The organism is Marinococcus tarijensis, assembly GCF_054971385.1.
The window spans coordinates 1-15,969 of sequence record NZ_JBQOJA010000045.1 but is presented as its reverse complement, the minus strand read 5'-3'; the positions used below and the strand labels follow the sequence as shown (position 1 = coordinate 15,969).

The window sequence follows — 15,969 nt, the reverse complement described above, 5'->3', positions numbered from 1 at the left end:
TCGGTAACTTCATTCTACTAGAAAAGGACTTCCTTTTTTGGTGATCGATCGTTTACACAAACTATTTTATGCTCTCGAGTTTCTGCCACTCGTGTCATTCTAATATACTAAGAGGCTGCTTTTTTCATTTTTATTATTAAGAACATGTTTTGGTCTTAAGCCCGTTTTTAATATTCTTTATTTTTTACATGTTCGATAGCCTTATGGTGTAAATGATAGTCAGAATAAGTTTTTAGAATTTATTACGAAGAATTTGTAAGCGTTAACAATTGCGCATCTATGAGTATAGAAGGGGTTATGTACATGATTAAGCACTGCAAAAGTTTAATTGTTCTCCTTATCGCTGGAATGATATTTACAGGTTGTTCGAACCCTAGAGCTTCTTCAGAAAATTTAACCGTTGACGGTGGAAATGAAAATAATGGAGAAAAAGAAGAAGTACAAATGCCAGAAGATATAGTTTGGAGCGTCTATGGTATTAATGCAGCAGGATATGCAGAAGCCTCTGCCATAGCAAACGAAATGACTGAAGAATATGGCACACAGATCAGAATGCTTCCATCATCAAGTGGAGTGGGGAGAATGATGCCTTTGTACTTGGACAAAGCTGATATTGGAAAATTAGGAGATGAAGCTAAATTTGCTTTTGAAGCAGATAAAGAATTTTTCGATCTCGGCTGGGGGCCTCAGGATATGAGAGCGATCTGGGCGCCGGTTTCTCCATTTGGTCTTGCTGTACGTGAAGATTCGAACATAGAGTCCATTGAAGATTTAGAAGGAAAGCGGGTGCCTATGATTAGTGGAAATTCATCCATTAATTTAAAAACAGAAATAATGCTGGCCTATGGGGGACTAACCCCAGAGGATGTCGACTTGGTGGATACAAATGATTACGGCGGCCAAGGAAATGCTCTCATTCAAGGAGAGTTAGACGTTGCTTCTATTAATCCTTTATCGGGAGGGATGTACGAGGCTGATAGTCTCGAAGGGATTCGTTGGCTCCAAATGCCAGCAGAAAATGAAGAAGCATGGGATAACGTTCAAGATATAGCTTCTTGGTATGCCCCTAGGAAGATAGATGAGGGAGCAGGAATGACGGAAACGAACGAAATTATGGGTCATGGATATTTGATTGCAAGTTATGCGGATACAGATGAAGAAGATATGTATGCTTTTACAAAAGCTATGGTTGAGCAATACGAGAACTATAAAAATGCTACTTCAAATATGTGGACTTACCATCCTAATGAAATAAAAATAAGTCCAGCAGAAGTTGGAATCCCTTTTCACAAAGGAACAGTGCGATATTTCAAAGAAAATGACATGTGGAGTGAACAACAACAAAAAGAAAATGATGCTCTGATTGAACGTCAACAAGATCTTCAGGAAGCTTGGAAGGTAGTTGAAAAAGAAGCAAAAGAAATGAATTTATCCAATGAAGAACACGAGGAACACTGGATAAAACGCAAAGAAGAACTAGTACCAGAGGAAAATTCATAAATATAAGTAGGAGAGGAGGAAACAGAAATGAATCGAATTCATGGTTTCTGGAAAGTTATTGTCATCGTTGCCACGTTAATAGGGATTTTCTTAGCAGTCAATCAAGTGTTTTATTTGCGTTTATTCGGATTCGTGCCATTGGCAAATGAATATTTGTATTACTTGCTTGCAATGTTTATGTCCATTGCCTTTCTGGCTCTGCCGGCTCGAAAAAAAGATGTTTCCATTCGTTATTATGATGTAATTGGGGCTGGGCTCACTTTTATTATAACCATGTACCTGGGTTTCAATAGTGAGCGCATTATCTTGGAAGGTTGGGACTGGGCTGCTCCAGTAGTCCCGACCATCGCAGCCATTATATTATGGGGGCTTGTGCTAGAAATGTTACGCCGGACGGGAGGGAAGATATTATTCATCATCTGTGGGTTAATATCGCTCTATCCGCTAATTGCTAACATCATCCCCGTATATTTCTTACAAGGCGCTAGTTTTGATTTTGCCACTCTTGCTAATAATCATATTATGAGCACAAATAGTATCCTAGGGGTTCCATTAAGTACGATAGGAACGCTGGTTATCGGTTTCTTAGTGTTTGGGGTTATTCTCACCCATACGGGAGGGGGGGCATTTTTCTTTAAACTTGCCCGGTCGTTATTTGGACATTCTCGAGGTGGCGAAGCAAAGGTATCTATAGTAGGGAGTGCTTTTTTTGGAATGTTAAGCGGAAGCGCCATTTCCAATGCCGTAACAACTGGTCAAATGACCATTCCTGCGATGAAAAATTCCGGTTATGAGAGTAAATATGCTGCGGCAGTTGAAGCGACATCTTCAACTGGAGGAACAATTACCCCTCCAATTATGGGCTCTGCTGTGTTTATTATGACTTCGTTCATTGGGGTTGCTTATTTAGATATTGTAGTAGCTGCGGTGATTCCTGCAGTGTTATTTTTCTTGGCTGTATTTCTCCAGGTTGATAGTTATGCCGCAAAGCACAAACTGCAGGGTACGGCGAAAAAAGATTTACCTTCTACATTTAAAACGTTAAAGGATGGATGGATTTATTTAGTAAGCATGGCTGTATTAATTTTGGTTCTTGTTTTCATCCAGTCGGAAGGCCAAGCTCCATACTATGCTAGTGCTTTAATTCTCTTACTTGCATCGTTGAAGAAATCGACGCGATTTAACTTAAAAAAGCTAACTAATATGGTTGTTGACCTTGGTAAAGTACTTGGAGAAATCATTTCTTTGATTGCAGGTATAGGTTTGATTGTTGGAGCTTTCTCAGCTACAGGCGTCTCTTTCTCGTTCTCTAGAGAACTTGTCCAGATGGCAGGCGATAATTTATTGTTATTACTCCTTGCAGGGGCGATTACGAGTTTTATTCTTGGCATGGGCATGACCGTTTCGGCGAGTTATATCTTTTTGGCGATTATATTGGCCCCTGCTTTAGAAACGGTTGGAGTGGAGCCAATTGCGGCCCATCTTTTCGTTCTCTATTGGGCAACAGCTTCTTATATCACTCCACCTGTGGCCTTGGCTACCTTTGCAACAGCGAGTATAGCTAAATCGGATCCCTTAAAAACATCGCTTATATCAACAAAATTAGGGATAGTCATGCTTTTTATTCCCTTTTTCATTGTTTATAACCCAGCGCTATTATGGAGTGGGACGATTATGGACTCGCTCATCAGCATTGGTACAGCTGCGATCGGTGTCTTTCTTATTTCGGCCGCTCTCCAAAAATACCTTCATGGGTTTGGGAAAATACCTTTTATTGCTAGTGTTCTATTCGCTATTGGTGGTCTAGGAATGATAATGCCTAATCCTATGATAAACATTGGTATTATTTCATTGATTATCATCTTCTATCTTGTGTCTTGGCTAAAAAAGGATTTTCTGAAAAAGGAAAAAGCAGTATTAAGCAAAAAAGACTAAATTTGTTTGATTTGAAAGGTATTAGCAGAAAAATACATTTTCGTCGCTAGTACCTTCCTATCGAATATTTATTTTCATCACGGGGAGGTTTCACGACGAATGGAACCATATAAGCAGCCGATGTTACCAGAAAAAGCGTTGGAGGGAAAAGTTGCGATTGTTACAGGAGGGGCCACAGGTCTGGGGAAAGCTATGGCTGTAGAATTCGCACGCCTGGGAGCCAACATTGTTATAGCGAGCCGTAACCAAGAAAACCTGGATCAGGCGGTTAAAGAAATACAAGAGTATGGAACGAATGCAAAATCAGCGCAAGTAGATGTCAGAGACCCTGCCCAGGTAGAGGAAATGGTTTCTATGGCCGTCTCGGAATTTGGGCAAATAGATATTTTAGTTAATAATGCGGCCGGAAATTTTCTAGTGGAAGCTATTGAGATGTCAATTAATGCTTGGAATGCTGTCATTAACACTGTTTTAAATGGCACCTGGTATTGCAGCCAGTATGTGGCAAAACAAATGAGAGCTCAAAACACTTCAGGGACTATTTTGAATGTAGGGGCAACTTATGCTTGGACAGGAGGGCCCTTAACTGCCCATTCTGCAGCCGCCAAAGCAGCTGTATTAGCATTGACGAAAACGTTAGCTGTCGAATGGGCGGAATATAATATTCGAGTGAATATGATTACTCCTGGTTCAACAGAGGAGACAGGAGCAGCCAGTCAGCTGTGGGAAGATCCAGCTCAGAAAAGAAAAATACTGAAAAATATCCCTGTGAACCGATTATCGACTCGCCAGGAAGTGGCAAACTTAGCATCTTATTTAGTTAGTGATTATGCAAGCTATGTCACTGGGGCGAATCATGTCATCGACGGGGGAGGATGGCTAAATAAAGGAAAGTATAAAAATGATTAAACAAGTGAAACCAAAAAATGCTGTCCTTCCATTTGGGGCTAGGTCCTGTCCTTAATAGCTGTGTCTGAGCTATCTCTGCAAAACTTCTAGTAGTGCTCGAGAGCTAAAATATAAAATAACAAGGAGAGTGTACATAGATGGATGCAGTTGTTAAACATAAGAAGGATCCTTATGAGTTATGGATAACGGAAGTACCAATGCCAGAATTAAAAAGTGGAGAAGTGCTGGTGCAAGTGAGCCGTGTTGGAATATGTGGTAGCGATTTGCACATGTACGCAGGCCATAAAGGGTATGATTGGATTACTTATCCTCTTATTTTGGGTCATGAGATTACAGGGGTAGTACGTCAAGCAAATAACAAATCTTTAGAAGGAAAACGTGTTGTCGTGAATCCCTACGTGCCGTGTGGAAAGTGTGCATATTGCAAGCGCAACGAAGAAAACCGATGTGATAATAACACTTTTAGTAAAAGAAAAGGGGCCCCGCAATCATTACAATATGGTTTTCGCAGAGATGGAGGGATGGCAGAGTATATGGCTGTTCCGGAAGAAAATATCCTTCCCATTCCTGAGAAGGTCTCCGATAATGTTGCAGCTGTAGCTGAGGCAATAGCCGTCGGCCTTACAGCGGTACAAAAAGTAAATGAGGTCACTGGACAAAAGATAGTTATATTCGGCCCCGGTCCCATCGGTTTAGGTATTGCAAGTATTTTAGTTGGCTTGCAGGCAGAGAACATCGTCATGGTGGGTGTTCCTGGCGATGAAAAAAGACTAAACAAAGCGAAAAAAATGGGAGTGCATCACACCCTTATTACTTCAGATAATATTGTTGATGATCTATTAGATAATAACTATGGCTACGACGTAGCTTTTGATTGTTCCGGCCATTACTCCGTGCCAGAGAGTGTAGTTAACGTATTGAAAAAGGGTGGCCAACTTGTCTTAGTTGGTATATCTACAAGTGTGTTTTCTTTGGAAATGGATCAAATGGTTCGTGGAGAGATACAAATTAAAGGAAGCTATGGGATCACTACGGAGGTACTCACACAGATACTTGAATACGCTGCAGACGATGTATTTCCTTTTGAAGAATTGATAGCCGAAGAATACAAAATCAGTGATGTTAAAAACGCTTTTGATGCCGCTTTAAATAGGGCAGAAGGAAAGGTCATATTAAAAATAAATGATGACTTATAATTAATAATGTATTAAGTTATATTATTGATTTTACAGTAGGAGAAATGTCAAAAGCGAGATTGTGGCTAAATATTGATTTCGTGTCCTTAGGGGAACCCAAATATGGATAGGTGAGATAAAACTTAAAAATAACTGATTGAATGCTAATGTCTAAAAGAGTGAAGACTTCTCGGTTGAGAATCTTTGCTCTTTTTTAAATACTACTGATAATCGCGATTATGTTAAGGAAGCATCAGGCGCCGTTTGGCACATTGGTGCTTCCTTCCTGTCGTCATTCTATTAATGGTTTTTTTATGCTTTAAGCGCCGTTAACTTAAGGGTGCGCGAGGTGGCATCGTGCACCATATCAAGCAGCTCGGGATTGTCCTCAAGGGATTCGCCGTAGGACGGAATGATTTCCTTCAGCTTTGGCTCCCACGCCTCGAGGTGGTCGGGGAAGCATTTGTTCAGCACTTCAAGCATAATCGACACGGACACGGAAGCCCCCGGTGATTCCCCGAGAAGCGCTGCCATTGTGCGGTCCTCGGCATGAATCAGCTTGGTGCCAAACTGCAGGGCGCCCCGGCCGCCTTCCTCGGTATCCTCAATCAGCTGCACGCGCTGGCCGGCGACGAGAAGCTCCCAGTCCTCACTGGACGCATCCGGCACAAAGTTTCGCAGCTCCTCCATCCGGTGTTCCTTGGTCATGCTCAGCTGCTGGGCAAGGTACTTGAGCAGCGGGGTATTCTTTGCGCCGGCTGCAAGCATCGTCAGCACGTTTGTCGGCTTGACCGAACCAAACAGGTCCATCGGCGATCCCTGCTTCAAAAACTTGGGCGTAAATCCGGCGAACGGGCCGTACAGAAGCGTATCCCTGCCTTCGATATGACGCCGGTCCAGATGCGGCACCGTCATCGGCGGCGTGCCCTCCGGTTCTTTGCCGTACACCTTGGAATGATGCTTTTGAACAACCTCGGGATTATCACAGACAAGGAATTCGCCGCTGATCGGAAATCCGCCGATATGCTTGCTTTCAGGAATGCCTGTTTTCTGCAGCAGCGGCAGGGCCCCGCCGCCGGCGCCGATAAAGGCGAAGGAAGCCGTATGTTCCTCGAGCGTTTCCTGCTGGTGGTTTCGGACCTTCACCTCCCACGTGCCGTCCGGTCGCTGGGCAATATCGTCGACGGAATGATTGTAGCGGATCTCGACGTTACTTTGCTTCTCCAGGCTGGCAAGCATCTGGCGGGTGAGTTCCCCGAAATTGATATCGGTGCCGTGGTCGACCTTCGTGGCCGCGATCGGCTCGTCGGAGTCACGTCCCTCCATCATTAACGGAATCCACTGCCTGATTTGCTCGGGGTCGTCGGAAAACTCCATCCCCTGAAACTGGGGATGGCCGTCGAGGGCCTCGAACCGTTTCTTCAGAAAGTTTACGTGATCCTGCCCGTACACAAAGCTGATGTGGGGAAGGGGGCGGATAAACTCCTCCGGGTTTTGAAGGTCGCCCTGGTCCACGAGATGCGCCCAGAGCTGTCGTGAAATCTGAAACTGTTCATTAATTTCGACCGCCCGGCCGGTTTTAAGAGAGCCGTCCGGCTGCTCGGGGGTGTAGTTCAGCTCACAAAGTGCCGCGTGCCCGGTGCCGGCGTTGTTCCATTCATTCGAGCTCTCCTGTCCGGCAGAATCGAGCTTTTCGAAAATGGTAATGCGCCACTCCGGCTCCAGCTTTTTCAGAAGCGTGGCGAGCGTCGCGCTCACGATGCCGGCGCCGATCAGAATGATGTCGGTCGTTGTGTCATGATTACGCATCGTTTTCCTCCTTTGGATGATGCAACAAGTTGAGTTTATACAGAAAATAAACCTGTCATGCGTCTGTGACGCTGATTTTGCAGATGTTTATCTTGCGAAGGATTGGCAGACCTAATCCCTCTTTTAATGATTGTGATTGGCTTTCCGCTGAACCATGGCAATGAAGGCAGAAACGCATGGTAGATCGTCTACACGTTTCGATGTTTCATCCCTTGAGACAGCACATGCTCCACATTGATGAGGTGTCTGCTCATGGCCTCAGTAGCCAATTCGTTCTGGTGGTTTTCGATGGCATGAAAGATTTGTTGATGTTCGTCAATCAGGTTTTGAGAGGATCGTTGTTCGAAAAACAACCATACTTTTCTGGTTTCATACATGGTTTTTTGCAAGGTATCGGAAAGCCGACTCATCATTTGTTGGAGAAGGTAATTTCCGGAGGCTTCGGCAATGGCTAGATGGAAACGAACATCGCCCTGTTCGCCGAGACCCCCCGAACCGTTGGACGCCTGCGTCATTTGTTCCAGCGCGTCCCGCATCTGTTCCAGGTGACCGTCTGTCCGTCGAAGTGCAGCCAGTTCGGCAGCTCCTTTCTCCAGCACATGACGGACTTCAAACAGTTCTTTCATGGTTTGCGTCGAAAGAAGGGTAGGGCTGTTCATCATTTCTGTGATGGTGGAAGCATCGTATTGGTTCACAAAGGTGCCTTCTCCCTGACGAATCGTGATAATGCCGACGGCTCGTAATGCACTTAACGCTTCCCGAACGGCGGAATGGCTTACATCGAACTGTTCCGAAAGCGCAATGACGGAATCCAGTTTGTCCCCGGGTTGTACTTCTCCACGTCTGATCATGTCTTCAATTTTTTCTCGAACCACTTCAGCGATTTTTTTCGTTTCAATACGTTCGATAGGCATTAATGGCTTCTCCTCTCGTGGATGCTGGGATCGCTCTACGTTCTTGATCGTTTGTGCGTCAGCGTTGGTCTCGCAGCCCTGCTTTAGGCAAAGCATAAAAACGATAACTATTTTATTTTCTATAGATATGGTCATCAGATGAGGAGCATGAATTCATTGTATCATCAGTAGAAACCGCTTTCAATTATCAAGCTGTTTTTGAACAAAGAACTAGAAAAAGCATCTTTTGGTCACAAAACATATTGCAAATATGAATGTAAGCGATTACTATATGGAATATGGTCATCTGATGACCATATTACCCCTATCCTTGATGAGCGGTAAGAGCGAAAGCATCATGATATCAAAGAGGAGGAAATCAAATGTTAATGATCGTGGCCTTAAGCGCTGTGATTGTACCATTTCTGTTGTTGGTCCTGCTGCGAATGCCGGCAATTAAAGGGATGTCTATCAGTGCCGTTGTTGTCATTCTATTAGCGATAACCGTGTGGGGAATGGAAAGCCAAGTGATTGCTTCGTCGATCCTCCAGGGTGTACATAAAACCTTGACCATTTTATTCATTTTGTTTGGAGCTCTGGTTCTTTTGAATACCCTCAGGAACACGGGGGCAGTGAATCGCATTAATCAGGGGTTCCAGAGTATTTCTCAGGATATGAGGGTCCAATTGATCTTTGTCGCCTTTTTGTTCGGATCGTTAATTGAAGGGGCGGCAGGGTTTGGTACCCCGGCGATGGTGACGGCGCCGTTAATGCTCGCGCTAGGTTTTAAGCCCTTGGCGGCGGTGGCGACAGCGCTCATTGCTGACAGTACTGCCGTCGCCTTCGGAGCGGTAGGAACGCCCGTGTTGGTCGGCTTAAGCACTTTGCCCGAAGCGGATGCTGCCTTTTATCAGGATGTCGGTTTTACGGTCACCCTCATTGATTTATTCGCGGGCATGTTCATTCCTTTTATCCTAATGCTCGTTCTGACGTTGTTCTTTGGTAAAGGAAAGGGTATCAAGGACGCTATGGTGATGCTTCCCTGGACCCTGCTTATTGGGATCACGTATAACGGATCCGCATTAGTATATGCCTATTTGTTTGGCCCGGAGTTTGTAGCGATTCTTGGTTCGTTAACGGGACTGGTGGTGGCCGCGGTGACTGCTAAAAAAGGATGGTTGCTCCCAACGTCCACATGGACCGATGCTATGCAGGAGGATTTCAAGATAAGTCACGAACGATCCGAGATGGGATTAATCCGGGCGTGGCTTCCGTATATCATTGTTGTTCTCTTATTGCTTCTCACCCGTATTGTTCCTTGGTTTCAGAAATTCACCCAGACCGCCATTGATTTAACCTGGACGAATATTTTGGGGGTGGAAGGGGTCACGTCGGAATGGGAACTGCTTTATTCTCCCGGCACCGTCCTCACGGTCGCGGCTATCTTGGCCGTCGTCGTTCAACGAAAACGGCTGGGCCACTTTGGGCGGGCAGCCACGCAGTCGTTGGCTACGATTAAAATTACCGCTGTGACTCTTGTGGCCACGCTTGCCATGGTTCATGTGTTTAGTAATTCCGGGATGAATGCGAGCGATTTGATGAGCATGCCGGAGTACATTGCGCAGGGGATGGCAGCCGCCTTCGGCCCAATGTGGATCTTTGCCGCCCCGTTCCTCGGGGAATTGGGGTCTTTTATTACCGGAAGCGCCACCGTTTCCACGCTTACCTTCTCCCCAATTCAGTACAATATCGCAGAGGCCACGGGCGCGAATGTCCACGTGGTGCTTGCTGCTCAACTGTTGGGAGCCGGCGCGGGAAATATGATTTGTGTGCATAACGTAGTTGCTGCAAGTGCTGTTGTAGGAATGCAGGGAGAGGAAGGAAACGTTATCCGAAAAACCTTGGGACCGGCACTCCTGTACGGGATCCTGGTGGGTATTGGTGGATTCATTTTGATGAACATTTTATAAAACGACCAATGGGTTGAAGTTGGTATTAGTGTCCAACTTCAACCCATTCATTATCTCCTAATACATCTTAAAATAAAGAAAATCATGCTTCGGAGGTGGTTCCGGATCATTCTTAAAAACATAAAAGCACGGCTAGCCGATGTCCCAACACAGAATTTCTTTAGGGGAGAACTGTGGTTTTTTACTTTCTAAGGAACAAATCAGGATCCATGGCGTTCGCCGGGAACAAAGGCGTGCGGAACATATAAACAATCTCCTACAGATTCGGATCCTTATTTCCTATCATCCAATGGTCAATTACGGGAGAAAATCGTTAAACGTTACATCGAGTAGGGGGGATGAATGTTGTTTACATTTGATGCTTCGATGACGCTGCAGTCATTTTTTGACGCAAACAAATAGCTGTTTGAACAAATGCTCCTGGCGGAGGCGGTAGAGATTCGCTCGGATATCCGTCTCATCTTGCAAAAGGCCCAGATTGATCTTCTTTACAGTGCTCAGCAGGTTCTTGCCTATACGTGTGAAGGAGAGCGAGAACGCTTGCGTGCTTTTGCCCACCAAGAAGGAAAGGCGGGGGCTGTAGTTACCATAGATCTTTCGTTCCAGCTCGAATGGGTACACGCTTTGCGTCGCACAGCCTGGATCTTTAACGATGGGGACGCTCCAACAGGCGTTACAGGAGTATCTTCACGAGTGTTAATTCACAAAAATACAAGGGACAAAACCATGTAGAAAACGACGAATGAAAAAACCAGCGACGGCTTCTTGAAAGCCGTCGCTAGTGGTTTCACCATTATTCTCCAGATTGATCTTTTTTCATTTTCAGTTCCAATTTTTCGAGTTGCCGTTGGGCAAAGCCGCGGCCACCAACCCCGAAAGAAATGGCAAAAGCCACGGCTAATCCGCCCAAAATCAGCAGGAAGGCCATGTTCACGATCATGGAAGCGAACTGCAGCTGATCAAAGATCATGAAACCGGCGACGACCCAAATCACATACTTGGCAATGAGCCCAGAGCCAGTACTATTGGTGGTACGCTGGATAAGCGACGCAGCAAAATGGCCACCGACGACAGCAAGCGCTAAAATGATCAGGGCGCTGAAAACGAGCGGCAGATACCCAAGAATGGTGTTTCCAATTTGGTTGAGCACCTCGAATTGCAGAGTGTTAAAAGCCTCGATCACGAAGAACAACAGGATAAGGACCCGAACCGTTTGACTAATGACATTGGCAGCATCCACCTGACTGGCTGTTGAAGATGCAGTGCCAACATATTTTTGGTATAGCGAATTTACGCCTGCATTTTTTAACAAGCTGTACAACAAATCCACGACGACTTTGGCAATCAAATACCCGATCGCAAGCAGAATGATGGCAACGGCAATGGTAGGAATTGCCGCGAGAATCATGTTCAGCATGTTCGATACCGGAGCGGAAACCGCTTCAATTTGCAGAGCATCCATACCGGTCGTAATAATGGGCAGTAAGATGAGCACGAACAAAATATTTGCCAGCAACTTGGACAGAGAGACCCCGTCCTCCGCATCTTCCGACTGTTTCATCATGCGCCGGAAACGTTGATCAATGCGAAGGCTGTCCAATAAGCCTGCGACGAGGTCGCGAACAAACCGGGCAACGAAATAGCCGACCACAATGATAATGGTGGCTGCCAAGATGTTGGGAAGGAAGCCAAGAAGTTTATCCATCATGTTGGAAATAGGCTCGGAAACGGAAGCCATGCCAAGCGCATCTAGAATACCCGGTAAAAACAAGATAAATACTAGATAATAGACAGCTTTACCGATGGAAGCGGCTGGACCTTCCTTTTTTGAGGCTCGTTCGTCACTTGTTGAGGAAAGTTTTCGCTCCAATCCTGATTTTTGGACAAGTTTACGTACGATGGCACTGACGAGTTTGGCGACCACCCAGGCCACAATAAGTAATAAAAGGGCGGCGATAATACCTGGGACGGCATTGGCGATCTGGTTCAAGAAACTGGACAATGAATCCTGCCATGCGTTCATACAACATTCCTCCTTAAAATGAATCAAACTAGTTATATACTGGTAGTGGTTACCAGTATATAACTATATATTAACGGATCAATCATTCATTAAACTTTATTTGCGCTCTTAAGTGTATGTCGATAAAAAAGACCTGTCATGAGATAGGGAGAAAGCCAAAGAATTTGAAAGACCATTTAACAATAACCATAGGTAGAAAGAGGATTGATGATGAGAAATACAGAGCGCGAGCAACAGTTGCTTCAATTATTTGAAAGGAATCCAGACGAGTGGGAACCATCGATGCCGGGAGATTTAAGGGCTTTTTATAATCTTTTTGTTTCCGGAAGAATAACGTTTGAGGAAATCAAGCGAGTGAGTCAAGGAGTGGTATACGTACGCCCACGACGCGTCCATAGAAAGGAGGGAGGTGTTTTTTCAAAATGGGAAGATCGTCAGTGATTATAGAGGAGAGCATTATAGCAAGTAGAATTTGGTTTAGTAGGTTTGGATAGAAAACAAAGTCGATTAGTGTTCTTTGATTAGAAAATTTCAGATACCATAATTATAAATAATAACAAATAGCTTTTACAATAGCAGGGCAAATAATAGAGTATATTACCACCCTATCAAAAAGTACGCTTTTTGATTCATTTTCATCGATCGCAAGCAAAAAAAACTTCCTGGCAGAAACCAGCAAGCTTTTTCGTTCATATATAAAACCAAGAGCTAGACGTTGATGGCAGCCAGCTCTTGGTTTTTTGATCGTGTTATATCTCCCGTGATAAGGAAGGACGTGGTTCCCTTAACGCAAAAGCAACCCGTCATCTGGAGTTTCCTTATAGACAGGCGTCACATCTTCCAGTTCGCCCAGCGCATGAAACAATTTGTTATACGTTTCCCCTTTAATGCCTTCGTGCCCAGCTTCGACCTTCGATATTGTCGCCTGGGTCATCGCTGACACTTGTTTGGACACCAGTTGCGCAAGTTCTGTCTGCGTAAGACCGAGGGCTATCCGGCGCTGCAGAATCTTTTTCCCCATCAGGACCGTGAAACTTTCCAAGTGTTCGGTCACGCCCGGAACCTGATGCAGTAAAGCCATCAGTTCTTCATGCTGGTTCGTTTGGTGTTGGCTCATCACTATCCACTCCCTTCAAGATAATGGTCCGGATGCTGGACGATCTCCCGATACTGCTCCAGGCTTCGTTGAATTTTCGCTTGAAGCTCCGGAGGATTGGGATCTCCGGTTTTGATCAATGCCTGTGTAAAAACGAGATAATGCTCTCCCTGATAGCCGTATTCAAAAAAGCTGGCTCGAAACGCGCCTGGCTCGCTTCGGTTGATACGGAATTCGAGCAGCGGTGGAGCCGACGTAAGATCCTTCAAAATGTTAAAGGATATCGGGTTGTTTTGTTCGTTCTGGGTCACCCACAAATACCGTTTATTGGCGGGGATGTCGATGCTCTCTAACACATTCAGTCCCTGGGCAATATACTTGGCTAGCATTTGCGCATCATGATCGCCCGCCATCCCCTGGTGAGCAATTCGCGTGATCATGTCGAGGACCGGCGTATCGTTCTCATCCTGTAAGTATTGGATTTTGTTCATTCACTATACCACCTATGATATAAATATTCAAACATTTTATATTCTAAACGATATAACGGGTTTTGACCACCTTCTATATGAGCTCATCTATGCTTCCCATCCTAAAAACGTAACAAAGATCCCAAACGAGACAAATAGGGAGGGAAAAAGTACCTAAGGAAAGATTCTAATTCTTGTGGACTGCAATTTATAAACAAAAGACTGCTGATAGTCGCGATTATGTTAATTGAGGTTTGATTATATTCAGAATTTAAAGCATTTATAGCGAAGTAGTATTGTGTGCAATTAAGGAATGAACTAGAGAAGAAGAAGCTGATTGTACTTCTTCTTCGGTGTCGAAAGCAATGCTATTACCTATACTCACAGCTACTGCGCCACGTTGCAACCAATCAGTAATATTACCCGTGTTAACTCCTCCAGAAGGCATTAGTTTCGCTTGTGGAATAGGCGAGTTTATTGTTTGAAGAAACGTTGAAGAAATTTCGCTTCCAGGAAAAACTTTAATAATGTCTACGCCTGATTCTAAAGCACTTATGATCTCATTGCTCATCAAAGTGACCTGAAGATTTTTTCCGGTCCATAAAGCTGTACGATAGTTCGTGTTCTCTTTAGTGGCTTCTTCAATGTTCGTTACGAATGGGGCCGAGCCGTAATCTTTCAATTCCATCGTTATCCCTCCTGAAGTAATAATCTGATCTGTACCTGTTTCTGTCTGAAACTAAACGTTGCACGTCGCTCATAACAGCCTCCGTATCAAAATAACAGAGTCCCCGGGAGGCTTTCCCTGGAACTCTGTTATAAAAACTTGCTGAAGCTTATGCTTTTACCAGAGCTTCTTTACCATAGTAAGAAGCTTTGAATAGTTCTTTCATCTGTTCGAAAGATGTTTCGCGCGGGTTAGTGCCTGTGCACGGATCTTCGAGAGCGTTCTCGGCCATCGTGTCCAGATGCTTGTTGAAGTCTTCTTCGGATACGCCGAAGTCCTGAAGCGTCGTTGCAAGACCGAGGTCTTTATTGAGCTGATAGATGTACTCTACAAGAGCATCTGTCAATTCAGCATCGTTGTTCCCTTTCAGGTTAAGACGACGGGCAACTTCGGCGAAACGATCTTCCACCACTTCACGGTTGAACTGGATGACGTAAGGAAGATAGATTGCGTTGGCATAGCCGTGCGGAATGCCGAATGTCGGGCCACTCTTGTGGGCCAGGCTGTGCACGTTACCGAGTACGGCGTTCGCAAAAGCCATTCCTGCCATCGCCTGAATGGTATGCATCTGTTTTGCAGCTTCCTGATCCCCTTTGTAGGAAGCGAGCAGGTTATCTTTGATCACTTCAGCTCCCCCGAGGGAAAGGATGTCTGTATACAGCGTGCGTGGTTTCGCTACGTACGCTTCAATCGTATGGGTGAAGGCATCCATGCCTGTATAAGCGGCGATGTGCTTAGGAAGTTCCTCAACCATGACAGGGTCGATGATAGCGACATCCGGTGTCAGTTCAAAGTCCGCCAGCGGATATTTCACGTTCGTCGTTTCATCGGCGACGACAGACAGGTTGGATACTTCGGAACCACTTCCGCTTGTCGTCGGAATGCCGGCGAATTTCGCTTTCTGGCGAAGACGTGGCAGTTCGAACGGTTTGACAGCATCTTCAAAAGAGAGATCCGGATATTCGTGGAAAAGCCAGATCGCTTTAGCGGAGTCCATTGCGGAACCGCCGCCGATACCGATAATCCAGTCCGGCTGGAACTTATCAAGGTCTTTTGCACCTTTTTTCACCGCTTCGAATGTCGGTTCTGTATCGTAGCCTTCAAGTACTTCTGTTTCTATATTCGCAGCTGCCAGGTGTTCCTGGATCTTTGTAAGATTTCCGTTTTGTTTTACGGAACCGCCGCCGATGACCAGTGCGGCTTTCTTCCCTTCAAAGGATTCCAGTACTTCCAGTGCGTTCTCTTCAAAATAAATATCGCGTGGAATCGTAAAACGACTCATAAATAATAACCTCCTTCAGTTGGCTTCGTTGATTGATTGTTTCCTGATGACAAGTTGCCCTGTTCGTTTGAACGGCAACACTTGAGCAGTGTTCCCTCTTTTAAGGCTCTTCACCAAAATATGGACTTGACGAGTTGTCGTCGATGGTTTCCGGTTTCCAGGCGAATCCGCAGGCTGAGA

At 45.1% G+C, this 15,969-nt stretch carries 14 protein-coding genes; 7 read left to right on the top strand and 7 right to left on the bottom strand.

From position 1 onward, the window contains the following. The first annotated feature begins 303 nt into the window (after nt 1-303). The 4 genes from ACTTK7_RS16170 (at nt 304) to ACTTK7_RS16155 (ending at nt 5,540) form a co-directional block, all read left to right on the top strand. Nucleotides 304-1,500, top strand: a complete 1,197-nt coding sequence (locus ACTTK7_RS16170) for a TAXI family TRAP transporter solute-binding subunit (RefSeq protein WP_462869126.1) — start codon at nt 304-306, stop codon at nt 1,498-1,500. Between the two features lie 27 nt (nt 1,501-1,527). After that, on the top strand, nt 1,528-3,435 hold the full coding sequence (locus ACTTK7_RS16165; protein ID WP_462869125.1) for a TRAP transporter permease: 1,908 nt from the start codon (nt 1,528-1,530) through the stop codon (nt 3,433-3,435). Between the two features lie 99 nt (nt 3,436-3,534). Further along, entirely contained in the window at nt 3,535-4,344 is an 810-nt protein-coding gene (locus ACTTK7_RS16160) for an SDR family oxidoreductase (RefSeq protein ID WP_462869124.1), read from the top strand. Between the two features lie 137 nt (nt 4,345-4,481). Next, a complete protein-coding gene (locus ACTTK7_RS16155) occupies nt 4,482-5,540 on the top strand; it encodes a zinc-dependent alcohol dehydrogenase (protein ID WP_462869123.1) in 1,059 nt (352 codons plus the stop codon). Between the two features lie 291 nt (nt 5,541-5,831). Here ACTTK7_RS16155 and mqo read toward each other — a convergent pair whose 3' ends face one another. Both mqo and ACTTK7_RS16145 read right to left on the bottom strand, forming a co-directional pair. Beyond that, nucleotides 5,832-7,346 carry a malate dehydrogenase (quinone) gene (mqo, locus tag ACTTK7_RS16150; protein WP_462869127.1) on the bottom strand — a complete coding sequence of 505 codons (1,515 nt, stop codon included), beginning with the start codon at nt 7,344-7,346 and terminating at the stop codon, nt 5,832-5,834. Between the two features lie 170 nt (nt 7,347-7,516). Further along, nucleotides 7,517-8,242, bottom strand: coding sequence for a FadR/GntR family transcriptional regulator (locus tag ACTTK7_RS16145; RefSeq protein ID WP_079474060.1), 726 nt, complete (start codon nt 8,240-8,242; stop codon nt 7,517-7,519). 362 nt (nt 8,243-8,604) lie between these two features. Between ACTTK7_RS16145 and ACTTK7_RS16140 the strand changes: the two genes are divergently transcribed. Together ACTTK7_RS16140 and ACTTK7_RS16135 are read left to right on the top strand one after the other, a co-directional pair. After that, complete coding sequence (locus ACTTK7_RS16140) at nt 8,605-10,191, top strand: L-lactate permease (protein ID WP_462869122.1); 1,587 nt, start codon at nt 8,605-8,607, stop codon at nt 10,189-10,191. Between the two features lie 414 nt (nt 10,192-10,605). Next, nucleotides 10,606-10,923 (top strand): hypothetical protein, encoded by a 318-nt coding sequence (locus ACTTK7_RS16135; RefSeq protein ID WP_462869121.1) that lies wholly within the window; start codon nt 10,606-10,608, stop codon nt 10,921-10,923. Nucleotides 10,924-10,984: 61 nt separating this feature from the next. Here the strand turns inward: ACTTK7_RS16135 and ACTTK7_RS16130 are convergent, their stop codons facing one another. Then, nucleotides 10,985-12,214 carry a mechanosensitive ion channel gene (locus ACTTK7_RS16130; protein WP_462869120.1) on the bottom strand — a complete coding sequence of 410 codons (1,230 nt, stop codon included), beginning with the start codon at nt 12,212-12,214 and terminating at the stop codon, nt 10,985-10,987. Between the two features lie 210 nt (nt 12,215-12,424). On the opposite strand from ACTTK7_RS16130, the gene ACTTK7_RS16125 reads away from it, so the two are divergent. Next, a complete protein-coding gene (locus tag ACTTK7_RS16125; protein ID WP_462869118.1) occupies nt 12,425-12,655 on the top strand; it encodes a hypothetical protein in 231 nt (76 codons plus the stop codon). 343 nt (nt 12,656-12,998) lie between these two features. Here the strand turns inward: ACTTK7_RS16125 and ACTTK7_RS16120 are convergent, their stop codons facing one another. From ACTTK7_RS16120 to ACTTK7_RS16105, 4 genes are all read right to left on the bottom strand, one after another. Beyond that, the gene (locus tag ACTTK7_RS16120) at nt 12,999-13,331 is read right to left on the bottom strand and encodes a helix-turn-helix transcriptional regulator (RefSeq protein WP_462869117.1); all 333 of its coding nucleotides are present in this window, start codon (nt 13,329-13,331) and stop codon (nt 12,999-13,001) included. A 2-nt stretch (nt 13,332-13,333) separates the two neighbouring features. Continuing rightward, a complete protein-coding gene (locus ACTTK7_RS16115; RefSeq protein WP_462869116.1) occupies nt 13,334-13,801 on the bottom strand; it encodes a hypothetical protein in 468 nt (155 codons plus the stop codon). A 259-nt stretch (nt 13,802-14,060) separates the two neighbouring features. Then, nucleotides 14,061-14,468 (bottom strand): hypothetical protein, encoded by a 408-nt coding sequence (locus ACTTK7_RS16110; RefSeq protein ID WP_462869115.1) that lies wholly within the window; start codon nt 14,466-14,468, stop codon nt 14,061-14,063. Between the two features lie 148 nt (nt 14,469-14,616). Continuing rightward, a complete protein-coding gene (locus ACTTK7_RS16105; RefSeq protein WP_462869114.1) occupies nt 14,617-15,789 on the bottom strand; it encodes an iron-containing alcohol dehydrogenase in 1,173 nt (390 codons plus the stop codon). Nucleotides 15,790-15,969: the final 180 nt, after the last annotated feature.